Genomic DNA, 25893 nt, shown 5'->3' with positions numbered 1-25893 from the left:
AAATGATCAGCTATCAGGAAGCATATAAAATTGTAATCGCTACCAAAACCAATTTTGGGATTGAAGAGGTGGAACTATTGGAATCAACCGGACGGGTGCTGGCTGAAGACATTAAAGCCGATAGGGACTTCCCTCCTTTCAACCGCTCGACCAAAGATGGCATCGCGGTAAATTCCGAAGAAATTAGGTTACATAAGCCTATAAAAATTGAAGGTGTTTGTGCCGCAGGAAGTACACAAAAAACGTTGGAAAATGCTGAAAACTGTATGGAAATCATGACCGGTGCAGTATTACCGCAAAATACTGATGCGGTAATCATGTATGAAGAGATTGATATTACAGGAGATTTTGTGACTATTACCAAACCTTTCAAAAAGGATCAGAATATCCATAAAAAGGGTAGCGATCAAAAAAAAGGTGAGATTATTTTACGAAGTAATACATTCATTAGTGCCGGGGAAATTGGCATTCTGGCCACGGTGGGAAAATCTATAGTAAAAGTTCAAAAACTGCCTAAAATCGCCATTATTTCTACGGGAAATGAATTGGTTGATATTAATGAAACTCCTTTGCCCCACCAAATTAGGATGTCGAATAGTCTGACCTTAAAGGCACTCCTGGATCAAAGAAAAATTGAAAGTGAAATTCTTCACCTTCCCGACGAAAAAGACGTATTAGAAGTAAAGATTAGGGAAGCTCTAAATAAGTTCGATGTATTGCTTTTAAGCGGTGGCGTTTCCAAAGGCAAATATGATTTTTTGCCTGAAGTTTTTGAAAAGCTTAAGGTAGAAAAACTACTGCATCGCGTGGCACAGCAACCGGGAAAACCTTTTTGGTTTGGAGAATCCAAGGAAACCGGGACACATGTTTTTTCATTTCCGGGAAATCCGGTAAGCACCTTTGTGAATTTCCATTTGTATTTCCGGGACTGGTTGTTAGCAGGAAGTGGGATTCATCCACAAGATCAAAAAGTGGTGCTAAAAAGTGCGATAGAAAATCTTTCCAATCTCACAAAGTTCCTGCTTGTAAAAGTTGAAAATTCAGCCGGAATATTAACTGCTGAATTAATCAACGGAAATGGTTCCGGGGATCTTATTAGCCTTAGCAAATCCTCGGGAGTTATAAAAGTAAACCCTAATTCAAAACATTCTGATAATAAAGAATTTACATACATTCACTTCGATTGATTATATAACTTTGTCCAGGGTAAACGGAAGTTCCCTTATTCGCTTTCCGGTGGCATTATAAATAGCATTTCCAATAGCCGCAGCAACACCAACGATTCCTATTTCCCCAAGACCTTTAGCGCCTAAAGGATTTACAAATTCATCATGTTCTTCCACAAATATTAGCTTCAAATCCTGAATATCAGCATTCACAGCAACATGATATTCCGCGAGGTTGGAATTCATAATCCTTCCAAACTGATTATCCATCATTTCCTTCCCCTTCCAAAGCCATTCCAATTTCCCAGGTAATCCCTCCTAAAATTTGGCTTTCAGCGGTTTTTGGATTTATGATTTTTCCTAATCTTCCTGCATGATCGCCAGGTAAAGACAGGAATTTACATTCTTTCCATCTAAAGCAATATTCTTTCTATTAATTTTCAGGTTTACTGTCCTGATATTATTTTTCTTTTGACTGGTATTCATGTCCCCAATCAATCAAAATGTGATTATATATTTAAAAATTGAGATTTAACTTCTTTTTTGTGCTAAGAAATATATTTATTCCCGGGGTTTCCATTAATTTGTAACCGAAAACATTTCCTATGAGATCTCAACTTTCAGCATTTCTGTTTAGAAAATTATTGTATGCATTCTCTATGTTCTTATTGACTGTTTCCTGTAATAAGACAAAAGTTGCTGACAGTTCGGCTACAGATCTGGACATGGAAGATCGCAAAGAGCTGGTAGAAACCAAAGCCGTAGAAAAAAGTTTCTATTGTTTTAAAAAAGAATTTGGAGATGCATTTACTTCGACCCGGGATATTATTGAAATGAACCTGGAGATCACCAATCATCTTGTAGAAGGAAATTATAACTGGCTACCCATGGAAAAAGACAGAAGATTAGGAACAATTTCAGCTGTTCTCAAAGATGGCATCGTAAACGGCACCTATATTTCCATGCAGGAAGGAATTGCTGATACTTCTGAAATTGCATTTGAATTACTGGATAAGCAAGTGAAATTTATTACCAATCCACTTTCTATATCGCCTGAAAACAATGAACTACCTCGAAGTGATTGTCGCTAATTCTACTATTTCCGCCTTTTTTTGTAATACTTTTCTTAACATAGGCAATTCCTGAAAATTTTTTCTCATTTATATAACTCCCTCTCCATCAAGGACTAAGTGTAGTGCTTTTCCGATTAAATACTGTTAATTCTTAATTTTATGATAATTTAACGCAATAGGTTCTTTAAATTCACGTTAAAATAGAACCAAACAAAAAAATCCCCATGAAAAAAGTAATTCCCCTACTGTTACTATTTGTATTTATAGTGAGCTGTGATAAGGATAATGATGATATCCTTCTTTCCAAGGCAGAGTCTAACGCTTTGAACGAGATGGTAAAACAAGGCGAATGGAAAGTGTCTTCTTTTGTTATCAACGGTGAAGACAAGACTGCTTATTACTCCGATTATTTTTTTAAGTTTAAGGAAAACAACAATATTTCAGCCGAAAATAATTCGGAAGAAATGATTGGTACGTGGAGAATAAATAATGATATGGGCGGAGAATTCGACTCTTATTATGATGTTGACTTCGCGCTATATTTTAATTCTCAGGGAAAATTTGGCGAGCTTACCAGTGAATATGATGTAAAAAAGGCCACAAATTCTAAAATAGAATTAAACAAAATGACTGTTGATGGTGAATTGGCGTCTTCACTTACTTTCAGTAAGAACTAGTCGACTTTAAAGGTTTTAGAAAGAGACACTGCGGTTCCATTTGCTTGAAAACCCTGGATATTTATTTCATATACTCCTTTTACATCTGAAGTGAAAAATTCAAATGCTGGTTGCGTTAATTTTGGCAACCATAATAATTGATATCTAAAATCCGGAATTCTATTTTTCCGGATTTTTTCATTTTCAGAAGTATATTTTTCTGAGAAATAGATCTTTTGCGGTTCGGTTTTTTGAAGCTCCAAAGCATATTGATTGAAGGTTAATGCAGGGCTAATTTCAGTATTAAAGGTTTTAATATCTACAATCCCCTGAAACGTTGCGCCGCCCAAAAAGTATTTATCACGAACTATATGAATCGAATTGATTGTTTTCGGGTCAAGATTATAAATATATTCATGGTCATGAGTCATCAAACCATCTACTAGCACCAACGGTGCATCCCCAAAATTGGTTTCTGTACTGTATACAAACACATTAATCCTGTGTTCATTTGCTTTCCCACGAAAAGAGGTATATTGAATAATCTCCACAAATGTTTCATCCATGGTGGGAAAACGTGTAAATTCATCCAGAATATAATCTATCCCCCTGGAGCCATAAATAGGCTTAGAAGGGTTTACAATTAAAACCGAATCCTTTTTTGATTCCCGATAGGCCTGTTCAATTTGAGCATGTAATGATCTTTGCTTGAGAGATTTTTTTTGATTTTGATTAAGCTGAATTTTAGGTGAAAGAAAATGCGTTAATTGGAAATTATCATTTTGGAACTCGAAATTTAATTCGGAATTTTCATTTGCAGATAAAACATTCAGGTAAGCAACTTCAGTTTGCTGCGAAGGTGGAATGCTGATTTCGAAATTTCCATCGACATCTAATGGATAGGTTCTGAATTGCCCTGGTGCTCCCGGAATAGCTACACTAAGGTTTGAATTTTGGACATTCTCCACCTTTCCTTTTATCAAACGGCCTTCATACTCCGGCGTATTCTTAAAACTGAAATTTGAAGAATTACTTTTTTTTAATTCTGAAGCTTTAGGTAATTCTAATTCAATTAATGAATCAATTTTTCTAACAGAAATAGAAAGACAATAATCGTCTAAATTTTTTAAACCATTTAACTGAACCTGCACCATTTCGCGCAATCCAAATTCAGATTTGTTGAGATCTAATTTGATATTTTCTGAATTTTGGGCTGGGCCTTTGAAATCACTTTCACTAAATTCAAACACATTATTTTCCTCTTTTTGATATGGATTAAGAATAATCACTGGAACCTGAAAATAGCCGGGTTCACTAAAATTTTCCATCCAGGTGGTATGACCAACCAAATTATACGTTCCGCTTGGTAAAGTAGAAGGGATCAAATAATCTGAATATCCAATTCCATTTTTCAGGTTAACGATATGAGAAAAGATTGTTTCAGCATTAGAATTTATGAGTTTTACGTGGGCAATTTTACTAAGATCACTTATGGCATGTTTGGAACTCAGCAAATTATAAAACACATAATTCAATGATTCACCGGGAACGAGTACGTTCGTATTTACATGTAAAAATGCCTGTTCCTCATTTTTATTCGGAATATTCTCGATTTCCTGTGCCCAGACGTTCAGCCCGAAGCAAAAGAATAGTACTATGCAGAGTTTTTTAATCATTCTTCTGTCCAAAATTCAGGAACTTGATTAGTTCCAAAGTAGTTACAATCCACACAGGCCGGCCTAATCACCTTAAAAACACCAGGCGGGTCTTCACTAAAATATTTTACCCGTCCGTCTTTTATTAGTTGTTTTAAGACTTCTTTATCTTCGTAAAATTGCACATCGCAAGGCGCCGTTATTAAAGGTCTAAAATCTTCAGTGGGATCAAAATAATCTGTATAATTATAAAAGATGCGCTCTGTATCTACTGTTGCTACCGTAAAAAATCCAATAACATTTTCCGAAGTATTGGAGCTCTTAATGTTTCCGCTTAAGAATCCCGGTTGATATTGTGAAAAAATACTTTCATTCTCGGAAAGGTTGCTCAAAGTCTCATAATAGGAATAAGCCTCTTCACCAATTTCCAGCTGTTTAACCAGAAGGCTATAACGGTAAGCCAGCTTAACATCCTCCTTCGAAATAAAATTTACCAGATAATTATCCAGATTATTTTCTGAAAGTCCGTTTGTGGTCGCAAGATTGATATTTTGAGATTTTAAGGTATTATAGCAAATATATTCCTCTCTTGTTTTTGGTACCGAAACTATTTCATCGTTCTCATCAATGATCAAATCACAACATTTCCAATAGGGAGCCTGTATTTTATACGTTTCTTCATATTCAATTTTATAATATTTGTTTACGGCTCCTGCCCCACTACTACTCACTGAAATTCCAACTCCAACTTCCCCAAAATTATTAGTGGTCTTAAAACTTTTAAGCTCATCAATCTGTGATTTTCCATCAACCTGGGAAGGCGTGGATTCATAAAAGCCCGTTGGAGTTTCTACTTCAAGAACATAGGCAATGCCTATTTGCGCCTGAAAAGGATCTGTAGATTCATAGATTCCGGGCGAAGTTTCACTGAATGAGAAAATTGAACCATTGGAATTACGAACCCGAACATTTGCGCCTGATAATGATTCCGGAAAGTCTTCATCTACGGGATAGGTTTTGCTTATTTTTATTTGCTGCGTTTTTAATTCATCGGTCACGATCCCTTCGATCACCAGTAAACTTTCAAAAGTTTCAGCTTCAATGGGAATTTCTTCCACGCAGGAAATATTCACAAGAAAGAGAAGGCAAATAAAGTTATTTAAAATCCTCAATTTCATTTTCATCATCCTCAAAATTTGAAATTATAAGTTATGGTGGGAATAGGCACGGAAAACACTGAACTCTGATATGCTTTAACTTCCCCATCAGTGGTTACAAAGAACACGGAATATGGATTATTCCGTCCCAAAACATTATAAACGGAGATATTCCAGAAACTATGTGCCAGTTTTTCAATCTTATGATTTCCTTCAGCACTAAAACTTAAATCCAGCCGGTAATAATCGGGTATTCTGAATTTATTACGTTCACTATACACAACATATTCCGCGTTATTAAAAACATATTTTCCTATGGGATAGGTGACGGGACGCCCGGTTTGATAAACCAGGTTAGCCGAGAAACTGAATCTTTGAGTTAATTTGTAATTAAGAATCGCTGAAAAATCATGAGGCTTGTCAAAATTTGAAGCAAAATATTCCCCCTCATTCACTCGTTGACTAGCATAAGGACTATCCAGCCTTATCAGGGATCTGGAATAGGTATATCCTAACCAGCCATTAAGATCACCAAAATTTTTCCTTAGTAATACTTCCGCACCATAAGATTTTCCTTCTCCCTGCAAAGTTTCAGTTTCAATATTTTCATTTAAAAATAAAGTTGCCCCAGTTTCAAAATCCAATAAATCTTTAGATGCTTTATAATAACCTTCAAGACTCAACTCATATTCATTATCCAGGAAGTTTTTGAAAAAACCTATAGAGTACTGCGTAGCTTTTTGCGGAACAATATTGGCATCTGAAAGTTTATAAATATCAGTGGGAGCAGCGGTGGTATTGTTGGAAAGCGTATGAATATACTGGAGTGTACTGCTATAGCCCGCCTTTATTGAAAAATCTTCCAGCAAAAAATATCTCGCTGCCAGCCTGTACTCGAGCCCCGAATAGGTTTTTATAAATTCATTATCACCATACTGAGTCTGGCTTAGGATAGAAGATTCATTTTTTGGAGAATCTGGCGCGTAAGAGTTAACCAGATCTGGTCCCAGAGAATTAAATATGGAAAATCTCAATCCACCGTTGATGAGCAACTTCTCATTCACTTCGAAAGCATCAGAGAAATAAATGGCAGATTCCAAACCTTTCTCTTGCGCCAATTCCTGAGTTACCACCAAAGATTCATTTCCCAATGCCTCTATCTTTCCGGGATCAACCACATAATATTTGGAAGATAATCCATAATTAAGCGTGTGTTTTTTATTTATTTCATGTGCAATGTCCAGCTTTATCTTTGAATCTTTTATAATGTAACCCGAAGTAAAACTATTCGCAAATTCAGTATTATAATCGATATTAAAATCATAATTACTATTAGAAAAAATAAGCGTAGCATCCATATTGCTATTTAGTTTCCTGTCATATGTAAGGGAAAACATGCGATTTTGATATCTATATAAGGAATCTGAAGTAATGCTATATTGATCATTACTAAAATAGGCGGTGGCGTTCAACTCATTCTTTGCGTCGAACTGATGGTTGTATTTAGCGATCACATCATAAAAAGAAGCTTCACTATTGCTCAGGGAAGGATCGTCCAGAGCATTTAAGATCCAATCTGAATAAGTTGCCCTTCCTCCCACGATTAGGGAAGATTTTTCTTTAACAATGGGAATTTCCAAAGCAAGGTTTCCAGTTACAGGACCAATGGAACCTTCACCAGAAAATTCATTCGGATTGCCTTTTTTCGTTTTAATATCGAATACGGAAGAAAGTCTGCCTCCAAATTTTGTGGGAATACTGCCTTTATAAATATCTACGCTTCCGGTTGTAAAAGGATTTAATGCAGAAAATATTCCGAAGAAATGATTGGGATTATAGATGAGGCCATTATCCAATAATATCAAATTTTGGTCTTCCCTTCCCCCCCGGACATTGTAGCCTAATGAACCTTCACCGGCCTTAGAAATACCGGGCAAGGTTGCCGCAACTTTTAAAAGATCACGCTCCCCAAGCACTAAAGGAATTGTTTTTATTCGTTGCACATCAATTTGCGAGGTACCCGTAAAAACTTCCTTTACATTCTCATTAGATTTTGAATCGAGCAAAACTTCACTTAATTGTTCTAAATCCTGATCGAGTTGAAAATCAAGTGAACCATCGTTATATATAATCACTCTTTTTGTGATACTGGCATTTCCTAAAGACTGTGTAGTGATTAAATGTTCCCCGGGACTTAATTGAATGGTATAATTCCCATTAACATCGGTGGCGGTTCCGGTTCGTTCATTTTCAACTAAAATTGCGACGTTGCTTAAAGGTTCTTCTGAAATGACATCAATCACATTACCGGAAAGACTATAGCTTCTTTTGCGAATTCCTGTGTTCTCGCGGCCAATCTTGTAAGTTAGGATGCGACGCTGAGCGACATTTTCTTCATAAAATATTGGCGCTTTTTCCCTCGTAGGGATGGAAGTTATTGTAGTTGCTGAAGTATCTGTTCGTTTTAAAAATCCCTGAGAGAAATTATCATAAATAATGCTGTTTTCAGTTAAAATAACCCGATCATCCATGATATAATAATTGATCACCGTATTTTGAAATAAATCATCCAGGATATCCTCCAATTCCGCATCTTTAAATTCTCCAGAAAATCTATCTTTCGGTAACCAATTCTTCAGATAAAAAAAGGATAAGCCGCTGGCTTCTTCCAGTTGTAATAAAACATCTTCCACGGTTTCATCAGCATATGAAAAATCAAGCCTTGTTTGCTCCTGGGAACGAACGCTAAGGCTTAAAAAAACGAATAAAACTAAAAGCACTAAGTTCTTCATGCAATCAATTCTTTATGCATTCAGCAATATTCAGACTTACTCCCAGCTCTTTCCAAAATTGATCCGGGTTTTTTCTTTTCAAACTTCGGTTAGCTTTAAATTGTTTGCTTATTTCGTTTTTGCAATCTGGGAGTATTTCTAGTAAGTCAGATCGATCTGCAGCAATATAACCACCATTATTTAAAACATAATAATATTCGCTATCCAGCTTTTCAAATTCATAATAGGCCATACTTCGATCCTGTTTTTCCCTGGCATTAAGGCGATGTTTTTTGAGAAGTTTTAAATTGCTTTCTTCTAAAATTACTTCATAAAATCCTTTTGAAAGATTCAAATCAGTATCCTGAACATTTAGAAATTTCTTGTCTTCTAAGCTGAACCGGGTTACGTGATCTTTAATAAGCTCCAGTATAAGAGTTCCCTGTACTCCGCGTTGTAATTTAGCGACCAGAATATCCCGGAAAATATCATATTTTAATTCAATATCCTTGTAAAACTGACCCTGATATTCCAAAGTTCCTTTATAAAAATCCCTTCCAATCAAAAACTGATGTTCAGCATTGATGCTTCTATAAGTTTCGATATATTCCACGCCATTTACCAGGCCTAGATTTTTATAACCTGACCTGATATTTAAAGCAGTGAGTAATTCAGCATTTACATTTTCCTGGGCAAATGAATGTGCTGCCATAAGAATGCTGAAGAAAATTATAATTCTCTCTTTCATATTTAAGGATGAAATATGGGAAGGCGGTTAGTAATTCTTTCCTTAATACACCAAACATAATCATTTATTATTAGAAACAATAATATTGGAAAACCATTATATTAGCTCTACGAATTTTAAAATTTCTTGTTTTGCAAATGTTGAATTACAAAGCGGCTGAAGATCGCTACGAAAAAATGCAGTATCGCAGATGTGGAAAAAGCGGGATTGAGCTTCCCCTTATTTCTTTAGGTTTATGGCATAATTTCGGGGATCATGATGATTTTGGAAATGCCCGGAATATTCTTCGAACTGCTTTTGATAATGGAATTACCCATTTTGACCTTGCAAACAATTATGGCCCTCCATACGGCTCGGCTGAATCAAATTTCGGGGAGATCTTTAAAGAAGATTTCGCTCATTATCGGGATGAATTGATCATTTCTACGAAGGCTGGATGGGATATGTGGCCCGGACCTTATGGAAATTTTGGATCCAGAAAATATTTGATTGCCAGTCTGGACCAGTCTTTAAAAAGAATGGGCTTGGACTATGTGGATATTTTCTATCATCACCGCCCAGATCCTAAAACCCCTTTGGAAGAAACCATGGGAGCTTTAGATCAAATTGTGCGTTCTGGAAAGGCATTGTATGTAGGTGTTTCTCAATATAATGCTGAAGATACCGCAAAAGCTGCAGAGATTTTAAAAGCTCAGGGCACTCCATTTCTAATTCATCAACCACGATATAACATGATGGATCGTTGGGTTGAGGACGGTTTGCTGGATACTTTGGAAAAAGTAGGAATTGGGAGCATTGTTTTCTCTCCTTTGGAACAGGGAATTCTTACTTCGAAATATTTAAAAGGAATTCCGGAAGATTCCAGGGCAGCAACTGAAGGGAGCTACCTAGATAAATCACAAATCACACCACAACTCGTAGAAAAGATTGGTGCGCTAAATGATATCGCTGAATCCCGAAACCAGAGCCTGGCCCAAATGGCTGTGGCCTGGTTATTAAAAGATGATCGTGTAACTTCGGTTTTGGTAGGAGTTAGCAAGGTTTCTCAATTGGAAGATAACATTGCCGCCATTCATAATATCAATTTTACTGAAGTTGAACTTGACAAGATCAATTCAATTCTGAAATAATTATTGGATATACACCTCCAGTAATTCAATATTTTCAGCTTCAATTTTTACACATTCAGCATTGGCCGGGATCAAAATACTTTGTCCCTGGGCAATTGTTTCCATATGGTCGTTCAGGTGAATAATGCCATTCCCCTCGACACACATATAGATCACAAAAGAATCCAGCGCTGAATAATCTTTTTCCAGTTTCCCCTGAACCGGTAAAAAATTAGTGGTGAAATATTCACAACTGGCAATTTCTGAAGATTCATTCAGCACTTTGGTATAACTTAGTTGATAATCATCTTTCTTTTCAAAATCGATGGCATCCAAAGCTTGTTCGGTATGCAATTCTCTTGAATTTCCCTGATCATCTACCCGATCCCAATCATAAATTCGATAAGTGATATCTGAAGTCTGCTGAATTTCTGCCAACATGACGCCTGCTCCAATGGCGTGAACTTTTCCGGTATTGATAAAAACCGAATCACCCTTTTTCACCTCTTCAAAATTAAGAATATCAGTTATTTTACCATTTTCAAGATGATCCAGATATGTTTCTTTTGAAATAGTCTCTTTAAATCCAATATTCAGTCGTGCTTTCTCATCAGCCTGAAGGATATACCACATTTCCGTTTTTCCGAAGGAATCATGACGTTCTTTAGCCAATTCGTCATTAGGGTGCAATTGTACCGAAAGATCGGTTTTGGCATCGATAAACTTGATCAACAAGGGAAAATCATTTCCGAATTTTTCATATATTTTTTCCCCTACCAGGTCCCCTTTAAATTCCGCAATGATTTCTGTGAGGGTTTTACCTTCCTCACTTCCATTGCACACTACAGAAACAAAATCTTTAACTCCGCTAATTTCCCAGCTCTCCCCTACACTATTGGAATTGGTCGATTTATTGAAAATCTTTTTTAGCTTATCGCCCCCCCAGATCTTATCCTGAAGTATGGGCCTGAATTTTATTGGGTAATCGATCATGTTATTGTTTTTCAAGTTTATAAAGATCCCGGTACAAACGACCTTTGTGTTTATTTCCCACGGGATTCATATCAATTTCCATCACTTTTTGGATACGATAATTCCAAAATTGACGCCTGATTTCTTCCTCCTGTTCTTCTGTCGCTAAAAGTAGAAAATTTTCCGCTTCCGGTATTTTTAAATTTTCATTTTCATGAAGCCTTTCCACCGGTTTACCATATTCCCAAACCATCTCCGGACTAAAACTTTCGTATTCGAATAATGGCCATTTACGACCTTCTACTATTTTATCAACTTCAGTAATACTGGTGTAATATGGATTTACTTCAATCTTTTTCGCCATAGGAAATCCAAAGAATATAATAGCGATGGTAAATTCAATTGTGAGGTAAAAAACCTTGTTAAACTCTTTTTTCTTCAGAAAAAACAATATAAAAATTCCAATAAACAGGAGGGAAATAGCGGTTAAAACAAACCAAACTAACATTCCCTCCAGTTTTTCCTGAAAGTAATAATAGCCTGCAAATGGAAATATAATTCCTATAAGCGCAATAAGTCCAAAATTGAAATAAACCGGCCAACGCTCTTTATTATTCAGGTTCTTAAAACTTCGGAAAAGAAATTCAATATAAAAACCTGTATTTAAAGCTAGCGGAATTAAAACCGGTAACAGATACCTCGATTTTTTCTCCGGAATTATGGAAAGTAACACAACGGAAGCTAATGTCCATAGTAACGTGAATTGATAGCCTTTTTTATGAAAAACCCTGTTCTTCAAATAAGGATAAAGCAAACTAATAAATGCCGGGATTGTCCAAATTCCAGACTGGATAAAGAAACTCCAGTAATAATAAAAGGGCCGTACATTATAATCTATCCAGCGACCAGCTTCAGTATTGGTGATTTCCATCACATGTTTGGTATCAAAATAATACACATACCAGCTCCACGATGCCGAAATTAAAAATGCAATGAGCACAAGAATTAAAATTTCAGGCCATTTTTTCTGAACCTTTTTAAATTTAAAAGTACATCCGTAGGCTATTAAAAATGGTAAAAGCAATGCATACATGGAAACAGGGCCTTTGCTTAAAAATGAAAAACCAAGACAAATTCCTACCAGAATTGATGTACCTATTGCTTTTGAATTTTCAGAAAAGATCTTAAAGAAACCAATGATGGCAAGCACCATCCAGGCGTGGGTATGAATATCCCATTGGCCATCCCTCCCGGAATATAAAATATAGAAGGAGGTCGCCGCGATAAGTGCAGAGATAAATCCGAATTTCTTATTTCCGGTAATTTGATCCCCAATTTTATAAATTCCCAAAACGCCAATGGTTCCCATAATGGCGGCCGGAAGTCTCAGGGCAAAAAGACTTTTCATGCCAAAAAGCATCATCGAAATAGCTGTAAGCCATGTGGGCAAAGGCGGTTTTTCATATCTTGGTTCATCGTTCATGGTCGTGAAGATCCAATGATCAAGATCTACCATTTCACGCGCCGTAATGAAATTCCTAGCTTCCATGATATTTACATAAATAGCATCCAGGTTTACAAAGAAAATTGCGATACAGGTAAGGATAAGAATTAGAAAATAGTTATTCCTTAACTTCATTTTTATGAATTAAAATGTTTCGAATATACATCACCGCCCCAAATCCATGTGCGATCATTAGAACAGGATCCCTTCTGAAGATAGCATAAATAAAAATAAGGGCTGAACCCAACAAACTCAGTATCCAGAACATTACCGGCAAACTTGATATTTTACGTTTTTCAGAATAAAATAATTGATAGATAAACCGGAAAATAAAAACGACCTGAGAAATGATACCAAGCGCTAACAACCAAGCCGGAATATTTACATTTCTAAAAAGTAACTCAGCGTTGTAAACGTTGTTGTTAAACCCATAAAGAACAATTATCAATGGAAAAATAAGGATAAAGATGCGGAGTACAAGGTTTAGTTTTTTCCACTCTCCCTGTAATTGTAAGTTCCTGATATAGATAAAGTACGTAAGGGTTTGACCTAACATAATGGCAAAATCATTCCTTAAATATCCATAGACAAACAATAAAAAAGAAGCTATAAGGCTAAGGTGCCAAAAGAAGGAGGGCGTTATAACTTTGCGTGATTTTTCAGATAAGATCCACTGCACCACCATTCTTGAGGTAAAAAGAATTTGAGCAACAAATCCTAAAAGAAAAATCACCCATTCTTTCATCCTTTTTCATCAATTTTATAATTGATATACGATTTGCGCATCCAGAGAAAGGCAAAACAGTCAAGTAAAGGCCCCATAAACCTATTCTTTAGGCTATATTTCGAAAATCCTGCAATTCTTGGATAATGCGGGATGGGGACTTCTTTAATTTTTCCGTTTTGTAAAAGGATCATGGCTGGAAGAAAGCGTTGCAGGCCTTTGAACATGGGGATTCTCTTCGCACTTGTAGTTTTAATGATTTTTAAAGGGCAACCTGTATCGTGTATATGATCTTTTGTAAATACTTTTCTTACAGCATTTCCTATTTTTGAAGAGATCTTTTTAAAACCAGAATCCTTACGATCTTTTCTCCACCCGGTCACCAAATCATATTCTTCAATATAGGGAAGAAGCTTTTCAAAATCTTCCGGATGTGTTTGTAAATCGGCGTCCATATACCCCAGAATAGAGGTTTTACATAGATCAAAACCTGCTTTTAATGCTGCGCCTTTTCCGTAGTTTTTATCAAATAATAAAAAATTAAAATCCGGGTTATCAAGGCAATATGTTTCGATAAGTTGTGGGCTATTATCTGTTGAGCCATCATCAACAAACAGAACCTCTGATTTAACTGCGGAAATTTCAATATAGTTTTTTAATTCCTGAAAAAGTTCCGGTAAACACGCTTCTTCGTTAAAGACAGGCACAATAATGGTAAAATCCTTGATCATCTCAGCCTAAATTCAAACGTAAGTATGCCCAAGTAAAAACTAAGGAAAAACTCCTCGAATAGTGAAATTATTAAAAATGGCTCGGGCATAAAACAACAGGCTTTTTTTAAAATTTTGATAGATTTAAAATCCCGGCTAAATTAATATAATTTGATTAATACCGCACCATGCATTTTAACGGTTAAAACTATGTTTATATAGAAAATCCTGAAGAAGGGGACTTACGCCCCCCTTTTAATTATATATTTGGAAAACCCAATCTATTAAGACCTGCTTGGCAATAACCACAAAAAAGTTATGCTAAAGCAATTAGAAAATATTCTGAATACTGAGGAGGAGATCGATCAGATCCAATCAGTTAAAGAACTCGTGGATGAGGTTCATAAAAAGGGTACATTTTTTAGCCTTCAATTAAAAACCCTCGAATTAATAAGAAGGTTTAATAAATTGTATGCTGAAGTTTTTTTGCAGGGAGATGATTCTCCTAGTAAAATGAATCAGCTTGTGATCATTGCCAATACGCTGGAACGTGAACTTATTTTTTTAGACTAAATAGCTGTTAATCAAACTCAATAAAAAGAAAACTTCCCTCGCGGAAGTTTTCTTTTTTAATATAAGTTTATTTTTTAGAAATTTATTGTTTTATACTCAAAGAGGTTTATATTTGCAACCGCAAAAAAGGTCGCATAGCTCAGCTGGATAGAGCACCTGCCTTCTAAGCAGACGATTTGAAATAATGAAAATAACAATGGTGGCATAGCTCAGCTGGATAGAGCACCTGCCTTCTAAGCAGGCGGTCCCAGGTTCGAATCCTGGTGCCATCACCATAAATAAAGGGGTTTCCACATGGTTACCCCTTTTTTTATGAATCAAAACGCACACCTCTCCGCACACTATTTATTATCCTTATATACATTTTTCCAAAACCATTTTTTATGTCAAATTTCTTAAAAACGCACACTTTACGCACACTAATTAATATTTAACTTTTTTTTAAGACAAACACCTACATTTAGATATCTTAAATTTAAATCGTGATCTTTTCATAGATTAATTGAAAATATTTATTCAAACAATAGTTCAGCACATTCCCCTGCATTTCGTTATCACTACATTCCGGGAAAAGAGCTTCACTTAAAAAATCTTAGACATCGTTCCCTTTTTCAACTTCTGAAACGCTCATTATTCAGAATTGCGGCTGAAATAGTTTAGCCATCTTTCAATTTTATAAAGGAACGGAGTCCGCCAGATTGGTATATTATAATAATCTTTCTTCCACTTCAACTTCTTTTTACTTCTCATAATTTATTAAAACTCCATCCCAGCCTAGCCGTTTCACCTTTTTTATAATGCAAAATACCATGATTTAGAAGTTAGCCGGAGTGCATAACCGGTCAACTACGCTTTCCCTTTTATAACTCCTCTCTAATTCTAAATCATGAAACTGTATTGGCATCAAAAAAGGTAACAGCGACGGCTCTACGGGAAGTAAATTATAAATCAGAAATCATGAAATCGTATCAAATCCATAAAACTGAAGCGGAAAGAAAGTTAAAAAATCAAAAAAGGAAAACGCTCAGGATACAATAAGTAAATTTTTTAACCTACCCGTGGGTGAAGGCGGGAAACATAAATATTTCAACTTAAATTTTTTTCAATCATGAGTATACTTAGAAACAAAGTACAGTTAATCGGAAATGTAGGGAACGCTCCCGAAATCAAGAACCTTGAAAGCGGCAAAAAAGTAGCCAGTTTTTCAATTGCCACTAACGAATTTTATAAAAATTCCAATGGTGAGAAAGTGCAAAACACACAATGGCATAGTATTGTCGCATGGGGCAAAACTGCAGAAATCGTTGAAAACTATGTTGGTAAGGGAAAAGAAATCGCTATCGAAGGAAAGCTTACTTCCCGAACCTATAAAACTGAAGATGGTGAGAAACGATATGTGACCGAAATTTTAGCCAGTGAAATTCTTTTGCTGGGAGGAAATGCCAGTAATGGCAGCAATTAATCTCTAAAATTAAAGAGGGCGACCTCGTTCAAAGTTTCGCCCTCTTTTCATTATTAATCCAATTAAACAAGATCAATATGAAAACCAAAGTTAATGAAATATCGATAAAATATCAGGGGAATTTTAAAATAAGCCAGGCACCTAAAGTAACTTCTTCCCAAAGTGCCACCGAACTTTTATTCTGTTCCTGGAACAAGGATCAAATAGGGCTGCAGGAATGTTTTAAGGTTATGCTTTTAAATAATGCCAATAAAGTAAAAGGAATATTTGAAGTCTCTACCGGCGGAATCACCGGAACACTAGTAGATTTACGCATCCTATTTGCAGTTGTCTTAAAGTCATTGGCGGTGAATTTAATACTTGCCCATAATCATCCGTCTGGAACCTTAAAACCAAGTGAAGCTGATAAAAGACTAACCGAAAAAATAAAAAATGCAGCGATCCTTTTTGATATTAAAGTCCTTGATCATCTTATAATAACTCCAGATGGCGATTATTTTAGTTTTGCCGATGAGGGTCTTTTGTAAACCATCATATCAAAATTTTAACCGGGTCTTAATCTTCAAGGCCCGTTTTCATTTATAAATTTCGCAATCAATTTTCTCCATTCGTGAGATTAATTTAAGAAGATAAACTTCTACTTCTTAAAAAATACAATTCATTATTCGAACTGCTAAAAGGCTATTAAATTCTGTTTAATAGTTTGAAATTTTGTCCCTGCGGGACGAAAAGGCAAAGCAAGAGGATAACCCGCAAAGCGAGGTTAAGCATGCCTTTCTATTTTTAAAACATTGATTATCAATTTTTTAAAATTTATTCAGAATTATTAATCATTGCTATTTGCGACAAATGGGCCCAAAACCACAGTAAAATGGCATTTAAATGCGACAAATTTAAAATTATGGATGAGTTTATAGGTATTCGGATAAAGAAGAAAATTGCAGAACGCTTTAAGGAGTTTTCTAAAAAACATTACAGAACCCACACTGAAACTTTAGCGGGTATGTTGGACTTTTTCTATTACAATGAAATCTCCCCTAAAGAAAATTTCGGCCCTACAGGAAGAAGGCTTGAAAATACTTTCAAGAAAAGAATAAATGCAGTAATCGCCATAATGAAGGATGTAGAAAAGAACAAAGCAAATCCTACACTTGCAATCTTGGAATCCCTTATGGAAGCCGCCGATCCCAAAAATAAAAATCAGATAAGGGATTACGAAGAAGATGATACTCATCCCGATTTCTACAAATAACGTATTATGTATATCACTATTTCAGCACAAAAATTAGGAGGGAATTATTCACCAAGTGTAGCAGGCTATGTCGATTATTTGGAAAAAGAGAACCAGATGCCCGAACGAGAACAAGGTCAGAAATTTGAAAATTTCTTTAACCAGTATGAAGATGATATAAGCCCGGCAGAAGTGATACAGGAAATAGATGCAAATACTTCCAAATTAAAGAAAATTGAACCTAAATTTTACTCTATTACCGTAAATCCATCCCAATATGAGCTTAGAAGACTGGAAGACAATAGTGAGGCTTTAAGACGCTATACAAGGGAACTTATGAAAGATTACGCTTCCTGCTTTAACCGTGAAATTAATGGTCGCCCAATTAGTGTTAACGATATAAAGTATTATGCTAAGGTCGAACATCATCGGACTTTTAAAGGAAACGATTTCCAGGTGAAGGAGAACCAGGTTTATGCTACTAAAATACTTCAATTAAAAAATGAAATCCAGAAAATACAAAGAGGTGAAAAAGAAGGAAATATCAAGAAAATTGAGTTGGAAATTAATCGTCTGGAAAAAGCGGCTCCTCATCAACAGAACGGAAAGCGAATCGTACAGGGAATGTTCAAAGAAGGTAATCAAAGCCATATACATATTATCGTAAGTCGAAAGGATATTTCGAACTCAGTCAGCCTGTCCCCGGGTAGCAAATATAAATCTTCCGAAGTTGAAATAAAGGGTAAGATGGTGAAAAGAGGTTTTGACAGAGATGCATTCTTTCAGAAGGCAGAACAGACTTTTGATAAAAATTTCGGATACCAGCGTAATTTTGTGGAGACTTACCAGGCCCGTAAAACCTATATCCAAAATCCCAAATTATATTTTTCAGCGGTAATCGGTCTTCCAGCTTCTGAAAAAGCCCTGGCCTTGAAAATGCTCCGGGAAAGCGGGCTGCCATTGCTTCCCGTCATTCCCATATCCCAGGCTCAGCTAACGGTAAAACTGATCAAATCTTTACAAAAAAGTATTGGCGTTGCACTAAGATCCGGTTCAATTGGAATTTAATTCAGGCTATTATGGAAACCATTAACCTCTACTCAATTATTTTTCTCCTTTTAGCTGTATTTGTGATTTTTTATTGTGTCTATAAAATATCTGCTTACGCTTTCCTCATCAATACTTTGTTTACCGGTATTCTTCTTTGGGGAATTTTAGCCGCTACTCCATCTTTTAATGAAATAGCCAAAGTAGCACTTTATTTAGGTTGCCCTTTAATTCTCGGCAATACGATAATGTATGTATTCCTGCCTAAAAAGGAGAATACGAATATCCCTGCCAAATACGAAGTCCATTTCAAAACAATAAAATCAAAATTTAAAATCGGGAATATAAAGCGAGGAGTATCTATTATTGGCGCTGCAGGGAGTGGCAAGACAGAAAGCGTTGTTTATAATTTGCTGGAACATTTCAGTAAGCATTCCTTTTGTGGGGTGATCCACGATTATAAGGATTACGAAATCACCGAAATGGCTTACCCCCTATTCAAAAATCCCCATATCCCATTTTACATTTTATCATTTGATAGAATTTTTCATCGTGTCAACCCCATCGCACCTAAGTATATGGAAAATGAAGAGGATATAAATGAAATATCCCGTGTGCTGTTGGAAAACTTGTTGGAGCAAAAGGAAACAGGCGCTACAGGTACAGGTAAATTTTTTAACGATGCCGCTCAGGGATTGATTAGCGGTTTGATCTGGAAATTGAAAGTTTCATTTCCTCAATATTGTACACTACCCCACCTTATAGCAGTTTATCAATATCTAAATACCGATGAGCTTATTAATTTTTTAAAATCCAATCAAATTTCAAGGGCTTTTGCAGATGCATTTATAAGCGGAAAGGACTCTGACAGGCAAACCGCTGGAGTAAAAAGCACCATTTCCAATGCTCTTATGAAGATTAGCAGTAAGCGAATTTTTATGGCTCTTGCAGCTGATGATATCCCACTCAATATCAATGCCCCTGAAAATCCGGCAGTAATTTCCTTGGTGAACAATCCCAAATATGATACCGTTTATTCGCCCATTATTGCGACGGTTATGCACACCGTCGTAAAGCAGATGAGCGTTCGTCATGCCCAGCCATCTTTCCTACTTATTGAGGAGGCACCCACCATTAGATTATTGAATATGCATCGCGTTCCCGCCACTTTAAGAAGCTATGACATCGCAACAATTTATGTGATGCAGGATAAGGTACAGAACGATATGATGTATGGAGATAAAGCCAGCAAAGCGATATTGAGCAACTTATCCTATCAATTTTTCGGTAAAGTAAACGACCCCGATACCGCAAGGTATTACGAACGTTTTTTTGAAATTATAAAAGATGAAACAAAAACGGTGATGCGCGGCACGGGATTGGATTTTGACACGAAAATTTCTACCGGTGAAAAGGAGATTTATAAAGTTCGCGCCAACACTTTTTTTGGATTAAAACAAGGTGAATTTATTACCTATGCCGACGGAAAAGATGAAAAGATTTATTTCCAACATCAAAATATTCAAAGGCAACTGCCAAAAAATGATCAGTTTTTTTCAGAAGACGAAATCAATGCGAATTATATTAAAATATACCGGGAGGTTCGACTCATGTGTAAGAATGAAAAACCTATTAAAGAATAGCTCATAATAATAAAATATGGATTTATTCCTATTTTATGGATAATATCCTTTTAATAACTTTGTGGAATGATTGAGATATTTAAAATTTCATTATTCCCTATTTCTTATGTTCGCCCATTTATTGGTGGAATAACTGCCGGATTTCCCTCTCCTGCCGATGATCATTTGGATTCAAATATAGACTTGAATATTGAATTAATTAAAGATAAGGACGCTACGTTTTTTGGAAGGGTTCAGGGTGATTCAATGACCGGTGCCGGAATAGATCATGGAGATCTTCTAATCATAAATAAAAGTTTAGAACCCAGAAATGGAAAGATTGCCGTGTGTTTCATAGATGGAGAATTTACGGTTAAAAGAATAAAAATAGAAAAGGAAATTGTCTGGCTAATTGCTGAAAATAAAAATTACCCTCCCGTTAAGGTAGGTAAGGATAATGATTTTCTTATTTGGGGGATTGTAACTAACGTGATAAAATATTTCTAATGTACGCCCTGATAGACTGCAACAACTTTTATGCTTCCTGTGAAAGGGTATTCAATCCTGATCTAAATAATAAACCTGTGGTGGTACTTTCGAATAATGATGGATGTGTAATAGCCCGCAGTAATGAAGCAAAGGCTTTAAATATTCCTATGGGTGCACCAGCCTTTCATTATGAAAAGATTTTTAATGAGAACAATGTGCATGTTTTCTCCTCTAATTATGCGCTTTATGGCGATATGAGTAGCCGGGTGATGAATATTCTTTCTAACTATACACCCGATATTGAAATTTATTCCATAGATGAAGCATTCCTGTTATTCGACGGGTTTAGTGAATTTTTCGATTTGGAGAAATACAGTAAAGATATTATTCAGAAAGTCAAGATTTCTACCGGAATACCTATCAGTATTGGAATAGCTCCTACGAAAGCCCTGGCAAAGGTTGCTAATAAAATCGCAAAGAAATTCTCAGACCGCACCGAGGGAGTGTATGTTATAGACACTGATGAAAAAAGGATAAAAGCCCTGAAATGGACTAAAATAGGTGATGTATGGGGAATTGGAAGACAACATGAAAAACGACTGTTAAAATTGAATATTGATGATGCTTATAAATTCACCCAACTACCCGATGAATATGTAAAAAAAGAAATGAGTATTGTAGGATTAAGGCTTAAAAAGGATTTATCGGGTCTTCCCACCTTAGCTCTGGAGGAGGTTTCAACCAAAAAAAATATCGCTGTTACCAGGGCTTTTGAGAAAATGTATTCAAATTACAATGATTTAAGAGAACGGGTATCTACCTATGCCGTTAAAGCAGCTGAAAAACTTCGTCTCCAGAATTCCAACTGTGCCATAATACATGTTTTTTTACTCACAAATCCATTTCGAATGGATCTGCCACAGTATCGAGCAAATATTACTTTACATACCCCCTTCCCCACTAATTCCAGTATAGATTTAATAAAAACTGCCTTGCTTGGACTATCTAAAATCTATAAGCAGGGATATCAATACAAGAAAGCCGGAATTATTGTAATGGACCTAACTCCTGAAAACCAGCGGCAATTTGATTTATTTACCAGCGAAGATCCAAGACATCAGATCTTAATGAAAACCATTGATCGACTTAATAAATCAGAAAACGGTAAAATAAAATTTGGCGGCCAGGATCTTGGCCGCACCTGGAAAATGAAACAGGAAAGACTTTCAAAAAGGTATTCTACTCGGCTTGATGAAGTAATTATTATCAAGGCCTAAACAGGAGATATTTTAAACTTCTCCCATTTAATCCACATGATACCTGGTTATTAAGCGTTTATCTTTACTGCCTTCCGGTAATAATAACTCTCTTTCAATTAAAAAGATCATCTCTTCTGTATTACCAACAAATCTAAATATACTTTCTAACCTTACATTATCAAAAATCAAGTAAGTGTAAAAGGTTTTGATTAAGTTATTTTCGCTTCTCGAAAAGTTTACTTCAGGATCTATTTTATCCCAAATTTCAATATCTGTGTCACCTTCTGTTCGGTAAGTTTTGATTAAAATCCTGTCATCTTTAAGGATAATTTCCCGATCTATCCATTTATGCGGTGAGGCAGCAGAAGCGGGAACGGTGATATATTCTGTTAACTTTGAAGTAAATGTCGCCTGTCCCCAGCCAATTGAAGTTATACAAAACAGAAAAATAAAAAATAGGGGTCTCATTTAATGAAGATAATCAAATGAGTAACGCAATTATCTTATAAATTATATGGTCTGTGTTAAAGTAATTTTTGGAAACTAGTCTAATATTTCCCTACCAATTTCAGTCTTCAATTTCCCTTCTTTGAGAATATTCAATCTTCCAACAGCACATTGATGTTTTCGATCCTTAAAACTTTTGAAATCGGGTGCCACTGTATCCATAGAAGGATACAAAAGCATTGCCTGTACAGATTTCCAATAGTCATTGTAAACGAACATCTGCATGAGATCCTGGGTTGAAGCAATATGTATTTTTTCTACAAATCTTCGATCCCTATTATTGTTTTCTTCCAAGAAAAAAATTTTCAATAAAATCCCACCGTTCCGCAGATGTTAAATCTGACTCAAAAAATTCTTTCATTAATTCTACTCCTGTAGTATGACGATCCCTGATATTTTGTAAAATATCATTTTGGTAGAATCCGTAGGCCTCAACTCTTAGTCTAAATGGATCATTTATTCTAATGAAGATTTTAGGATTTTCCCCCCCGTTTACCTCGTAGGTTCCCAATTCAAATATTTCAAACAATTGTCCTATTTTGATATATAGATGTTTCTCAGCCCCGTCTTTATCAACATAACGGGTGACGGTGCGCAAGGAAAAAAATGCAGTATTTACTTTTCTTCTTATTTTCGATCTTAAGTGATTTACAGCACCATCAATAACTCTGTAGGTTATTTCATTTTTTTTCTTATCTCTCCTGGACTGCAAAAAATTTGCATATTTCCTTACATCATCTTGGGTTAATGACATTTGCCCTTTTTTACTCCTTTGACTAAACAAGGGTAAAACAAATTCGGCCACTCTTTTTGACCAATTAATATCGCGACCGAGTAGAGATAGTTGAATTACAAATTCATTTTTTGTAAAAAAGGTGCCCTTTAAATTGTTTAAAGCAATGTTTAATGTATTAAAATTATTTTTTAATTCTTCCAGAACTTTATTACTACTCTCGTTGATTACGAGATGAATCTTTAGCTTTGGCCTAAGTTTTACTTCTGGAAAGAGTTCTTCCATAAAGAACTCTCTCTTAATTACCCCAAAGCTTTTATCACTAAATTTTTTCTCCCATATTTTGTTCAGTTTTAATTGTACAACTTTCCGGTTATGCTGGTCAAGTTGTAGGTAATGAATTTCTTTAAAACTATTCTTAGGAATTAAACTTCTTAGAATAGGGAGGTCTTCATTACTAATACTAGCATACACGGTTGCAAACAGATTTTTAGGTCTTGCAATAAGAACGGGGATATTTGCCTTTTTATTAAGATCCTTCTCCAATAACATCAAGGCATTTTTAACTGAATTTTGCAGCCGTCCCTCATCTTCTGAATTAAAAATATAGGCAAAATCTTCTGCCGAAATTAGTTGATTTTGTCTCTTATTATCATCATAGAATCTCCACAATCGCTTCATTACCTCCACAAGTTGCCAATTGTGAGTTCTGTTGAGGCCATGAAGAACATTGATAAATTGAAAATCCCTTGTAGAATAGTCCACTAAGGCCTCTCCCTGTATTTCGGCTTTTCTCGCTGCCCGTCCAACTTCTTGAACATAGTCTGTCAATAATCCGGTTGGTGCAAAATGATAAACTTGATCAATATCAGGTATGTCCACACCCATTCCGAAAGCTTTAGTTGCTACCATGTTTCCCTCTGGAATATTTTTGAATTGTTCCTGAGAAATATTTCGATCCTCTCCCGTTAAGCCTCCATGATATTTCTGCACCGGAAGATCCTTTTTTCTCGCCGCTTTATGTACCTCATCTACTTGGTTAGTATAAGGGCAATAGATAATAGCTTTTTTCTTTTCTTTCGAAAATTGCACCATTCTTTGAACGCTAAGCTCGGTCTTTCTGGTTTGGAGGTTACCCTCCAATTCCACTCGGTTAATATTAAAATCAATATTTTCACGTCTAACATAACCGATAAATTGTTTTGCACTGACGATTTTTAAGCTGCTAAGGGTTTCAAAGACTACATCGTGTATCCCATCATAAGGTGCTGTTGCCGTAAAAGCCACTACAGGAAACTTTAAAGGGTTATTATCTTCATCTCGGTAGTATTTCCTCACTTTACTTATATGAGCACCTAGATACCAATAATCAACCCGGAAATCTCTACCCCATGTTGTTACCGTATGCGCCTCATCAACAATATAAAGACCTAATTTTCGCCCCTGTAGAAAATGACTGATATCATAGGAAAGTAATGATTCCGGCGCCAAGTACAGCAAATCTATTTCGCTGTTTTTGATTTGGTCATAAATTTCATCTCTTTGAATGATCGTAATATCAGAATTGATGTAGGCCACTTTACTGTAGCCTGTTTCTTTAAGGTTATTTACCTGATCAACCATCAAAGACTTAAGTGGAGTAATAACAATACTTATAGTCTCAAATTTTTCACCAAGATAAATGGCGGGTAACTGAAACATTATAGATTTTCCTGCTCCGGTCGGAGCTGTTACAAAAACGTCATCAAAATTTTCACCGTAAGCCGCTTTTTCATATTCCTCAACAATTGTTTCAATTATATCTGCTTGGCTTATTTCGATAGTATCATTGGAAATTTCCGGATCAGCGTATACTTTTAGTGATCTAAAACCATCGTAGCCCCACACCTCTTTCAACTTTTCCTGAATTTCCTTTCTTGCAGAAATAGTAAGATCATATTTAATTTTTAATAATTGTGGCTCGATGCCTATACGACCAAAAAAATCAATTATTTTTCCAAGCTGTTCCTGGGCTGAAGAATTTGCTTTTACACTTGTATCAACTAATATTCGCTGCTTTTCATTTCCTTCATTAACTATTAACTGATGAATAAAATCTACGTAATCCCTTGCTTCATAATTAAAGACGAGATCCCTTCCAGTCTTATCTGAATTCGATATGGCCGGCAATTCTTTATAAGACCAGTAATCAATATGAAAAGCATAGTCTACTGTTGCATCATTCAATATTTCCTGGTCCCGAAATTGAACATATTTATTTTCACCAATTTTTACTACAGAAGCATATAACGAAGTAATCAGGTTTTCCTCAATTTTATCCCCTTTCTCACTTAAGTCTTCAAGTAAGGGTAAATCTTCCTTTAGTGCAGAATAACTATAAGGGTGAATACTAAAATCTATAACTATAATGTCATCATCAATGCCAATTTCTTTAGTTAGTCTATATGAGTATAATAATGCTTCATAGGATATAAATCTATTTTTCTCTCCAGACGTCATCATTTGTTGTAGAATCAATTTCTTCCCCTCCTTACTGTCCAGTTTATTGATATTGAGTTTCCTGTCTTCAATATATTCTTCTTCAATAAATTTTGCCCCAATTGTTTCCTTCACAAGTTCAAATGGCAATCCTTTTATTGAAATTATGGCTTTCGAATTAGAGTATTTATTTAACTTATTAATTAAAAGTCCCTTAATTTTTTCCTGTACGTTGACTAGCATGGCT

The 25893-nt window shown here is 35.6% G+C and carries 25 protein-coding genes and 1 tRNA gene; 13 read left to right on the top strand and 13 right to left on the bottom strand.

Features of this window, described 5'->3' with window-relative positions:
- The first annotated feature begins 2 nt into the window (after window positions 1–2).
- Window positions 3–1187: a molybdopterin molybdotransferase MoeA gene (locus DHD80_RS09305; protein ID WP_251740891.1), complete on the top strand. Its 1185-nt coding sequence runs from the start codon at window positions 3–5 to the stop codon at window positions 1185–1187.
- Here DHD80_RS09305 and DHD80_RS09300 read toward each other — a convergent pair whose 3' ends face one another.
- A complete protein-coding gene (locus DHD80_RS09300; RefSeq protein ID WP_251740890.1) occupies window positions 1188–1439 on the bottom strand; it encodes a hypothetical protein in 252 nt (83 codons plus the stop codon).
- Between the two features lie 87 nt (window positions 1440–1526).
- Window positions 1527–1664 carry a hypothetical protein gene (locus DHD80_RS09295; RefSeq protein ID WP_251740889.1) on the bottom strand — a complete coding sequence of 46 codons (138 nt, stop codon included), beginning with the start codon at window positions 1662–1664 and terminating at the stop codon, window positions 1527–1529.
- A gap of 107 nt (window positions 1665–1771) precedes the next feature.
- On the opposite strand from DHD80_RS09295, the gene DHD80_RS09290 reads away from it, so the two are divergent.
- Both DHD80_RS09290 and DHD80_RS09285 read left to right on the top strand, forming a co-directional pair.
- On the top strand, window positions 1772–2257 hold the full coding sequence (locus DHD80_RS09290) for a hypothetical protein (protein WP_251740888.1): 486 nt from the start codon (window positions 1772–1774) through the stop codon (window positions 2255–2257).
- A gap of 206 nt (window positions 2258–2463) precedes the next feature.
- Entirely contained in the window at window positions 2464–2916 is a 453-nt protein-coding gene (locus tag DHD80_RS09285) for a hypothetical protein (RefSeq protein ID WP_251740887.1), read from the top strand.
- Here DHD80_RS09285 and DHD80_RS09280 read toward each other — a convergent pair.
- Genes DHD80_RS09280 through DHD80_RS09265 form a run of 4 tightly spaced genes read right to left on the bottom strand, consistent with a single transcriptional unit; the run spans window position 2913 to window position 9226 of the window.
- Window positions 2913–4571 carry a hypothetical protein gene (locus DHD80_RS09280; RefSeq protein WP_251740886.1) on the bottom strand — a complete coding sequence of 553 codons (1659 nt, stop codon included), beginning with the start codon at window positions 4569–4571 and terminating at the stop codon, window positions 2913–2915. The two genes, DHD80_RS09285 and DHD80_RS09280, sit on opposite strands and share 4 nt — an antisense overlap.
- A complete protein-coding gene (locus tag DHD80_RS09275) occupies window positions 4568–5737 on the bottom strand; it encodes a DUF4249 domain-containing protein (RefSeq protein WP_251740885.1) in 1170 nt (389 codons plus the stop codon). Before DHD80_RS09275 ends, DHD80_RS09280 begins: the two co-directional genes overlap by 4 nt.
- Before the next feature lie 2 nt (window positions 5738–5739).
- Window positions 5740–8499: a carboxypeptidase-like regulatory domain-containing protein gene (locus tag DHD80_RS09270; protein WP_251740884.1), complete on the bottom strand. Its 2760-nt coding sequence runs from the start codon at window positions 8497–8499 to the stop codon at window positions 5740–5742.
- 4 nt (window positions 8500–8503) lie between these two features.
- Window positions 8504–9226 (bottom strand): hypothetical protein, encoded by a 723-nt coding sequence (locus tag DHD80_RS09265; RefSeq protein WP_251740883.1) that lies wholly within the window; start codon window positions 9224–9226, stop codon window positions 8504–8506.
- 137 nt (window positions 9227–9363) lie between these two features.
- On the opposite strand from DHD80_RS09265, the gene mgrA reads away from it, so the two are divergent.
- On the top strand, window positions 9364–10356 hold the full coding sequence (gene mgrA, locus DHD80_RS09260; protein ID WP_251740882.1) for an L-glyceraldehyde 3-phosphate reductase: 993 nt from the start codon (window positions 9364–9366) through the stop codon (window positions 10354–10356).
- On the opposite strand, the gene DHD80_RS09255 is transcribed toward mgrA, so the two are convergent.
- From DHD80_RS09255 to DHD80_RS09240, 4 genes are read right to left on the bottom strand one after another with little or no spacing between them, the layout of a single operon-like run.
- Window positions 10357–11328 (bottom strand): type I phosphomannose isomerase catalytic subunit, encoded by a 972-nt coding sequence (locus tag DHD80_RS09255; RefSeq protein WP_251740881.1) that lies wholly within the window; start codon window positions 11326–11328, stop codon window positions 10357–10359.
- Between the two features lies 1 nt (window position 11329).
- The gene (locus DHD80_RS09250; protein ID WP_251740880.1) at window positions 11330–12946 is read right to left on the bottom strand and encodes a glycosyltransferase family 39 protein; all 1617 of its coding nucleotides are present in this window, start codon (window positions 12944–12946) and stop codon (window positions 11330–11332) included.
- Window positions 12930–13556 carry a lipid-A-disaccharide synthase N-terminal domain-containing protein gene (locus tag DHD80_RS09245; protein WP_251740879.1) on the bottom strand — a complete coding sequence of 209 codons (627 nt, stop codon included), beginning with the start codon at window positions 13554–13556 and terminating at the stop codon, window positions 12930–12932. Before DHD80_RS09245 ends, DHD80_RS09250 begins: the two co-directional genes overlap by 17 nt.
- Complete coding sequence (locus DHD80_RS09240; protein WP_251740878.1) at window positions 13553–14266, bottom strand: glycosyltransferase family 2 protein; 714 nt, start codon at window positions 14264–14266, stop codon at window positions 13553–13555. The genes DHD80_RS09245 and DHD80_RS09240 overlap by 4 nt, the downstream gene beginning before the upstream one ends.
- 297 nt (window positions 14267–14563) lie before the next feature.
- Here DHD80_RS09240 and DHD80_RS09235 point away from each other — a divergent pair, with 297 nt between their 5' ends.
- The 9 genes from DHD80_RS09235 to DHD80_RS09195 all read left to right on the top strand — a co-directional run bounded on the left by DHD80_RS09235 (window position 14564) and on the right by DHD80_RS09195 (window position 21946).
- On the top strand, window positions 14564–14818 hold the full coding sequence (locus DHD80_RS09235) for a hypothetical protein (RefSeq protein ID WP_251740877.1): 255 nt from the start codon (window positions 14564–14566) through the stop codon (window positions 14816–14818).
- Between the two features lie 198 nt (window positions 14819–15016).
- Window positions 15017–15093: transfer RNA gene (locus DHD80_RS09230), tRNA-Arg, on the top strand.
- A gap of 833 nt (window positions 15094–15926) precedes the next feature.
- Window positions 15927–16280: a single-stranded DNA-binding protein gene (gene ssb, locus DHD80_RS09225; RefSeq protein ID WP_251740876.1), complete on the top strand. Its 354-nt coding sequence runs from the start codon at window positions 15927–15929 to the stop codon at window positions 16278–16280.
- A 77-nt stretch (window positions 16281–16357) separates the two neighbouring features.
- Window positions 16358–16807: a JAB domain-containing protein gene (locus tag DHD80_RS09220; protein WP_251740875.1), complete on the top strand. Its 450-nt coding sequence runs from the start codon at window positions 16358–16360 to the stop codon at window positions 16805–16807.
- Between the two features lie 344 nt (window positions 16808–17151).
- A complete protein-coding gene (locus DHD80_RS09215; protein ID WP_347709965.1) occupies window positions 17152–17532 on the top strand; it encodes a BfmA/BtgA family mobilization protein in 381 nt (126 codons plus the stop codon).
- Between the two features lie 6 nt (window positions 17533–17538).
- The gene (mobB, locus tag DHD80_RS09210; protein WP_251740874.1) at window positions 17539–18579 is read left to right on the top strand and encodes a MobB family relaxase; all 1041 of its coding nucleotides are present in this window, start codon (window positions 17539–17541) and stop codon (window positions 18577–18579) included.
- A gap of 11 nt (window positions 18580–18590) precedes the next feature.
- Window positions 18591–20201, top strand: a complete 1611-nt coding sequence (locus tag DHD80_RS09205; protein ID WP_251740873.1) for a type IV secretory system conjugative DNA transfer family protein — start codon at window positions 18591–18593, stop codon at window positions 20199–20201.
- A 66-nt stretch (window positions 20202–20267) separates the two neighbouring features.
- Window positions 20268–20687: a translesion error-prone DNA polymerase V autoproteolytic subunit gene (umuD, locus tag DHD80_RS09200; protein ID WP_251740872.1), complete on the top strand. Its 420-nt coding sequence runs from the start codon at window positions 20268–20270 to the stop codon at window positions 20685–20687.
- The gene (locus DHD80_RS09195; protein ID WP_251740871.1) at window positions 20687–21946 is read left to right on the top strand and encodes a Y-family DNA polymerase; all 1260 of its coding nucleotides are present in this window, start codon (window positions 20687–20689) and stop codon (window positions 21944–21946) included. The genes umuD and DHD80_RS09195 overlap by 1 nt, the downstream gene beginning before the upstream one ends.
- 27 nt (window positions 21947–21973) lie before the next feature.
- Here the strand turns inward: DHD80_RS09195 and DHD80_RS09190 are convergent, their stop codons facing one another.
- From DHD80_RS09190 to DHD80_RS09180, 3 genes are all read right to left on the bottom strand, one after another.
- Entirely contained in the window at window positions 21974–22396 is a 423-nt protein-coding gene (locus tag DHD80_RS09190) for a hypothetical protein (protein WP_251740870.1), read from the bottom strand.
- Between the two features lie 75 nt (window positions 22397–22471).
- Window positions 22472–22729, bottom strand: a complete 258-nt coding sequence (locus DHD80_RS09185) for a hypothetical protein (RefSeq protein WP_251740869.1) — start codon at window positions 22727–22729, stop codon at window positions 22472–22474.
- Window positions 22713–25889, bottom strand: coding sequence for a DEAD/DEAH box helicase (locus tag DHD80_RS09180; protein ID WP_251740868.1), 3177 nt, complete (start codon window positions 25887–25889; stop codon window positions 22713–22715). Before DHD80_RS09180 ends, DHD80_RS09185 begins: the two co-directional genes overlap by 17 nt.
- Window positions 25890–25893 lie beyond the last annotated feature (4 nt).

Source organism: Gramella sp. AN32 (genome assembly GCF_023718305.1).
GTDB classification, from domain to species: Bacteria; Bacteroidota; Bacteroidia; order Flavobacteriales; family Flavobacteriaceae; genus Christiangramia; species Christiangramia antarctica.
Note: the sequence above shows the minus strand (reverse complement) of the source record. Positions and strands in the feature narration are given on the sequence as shown.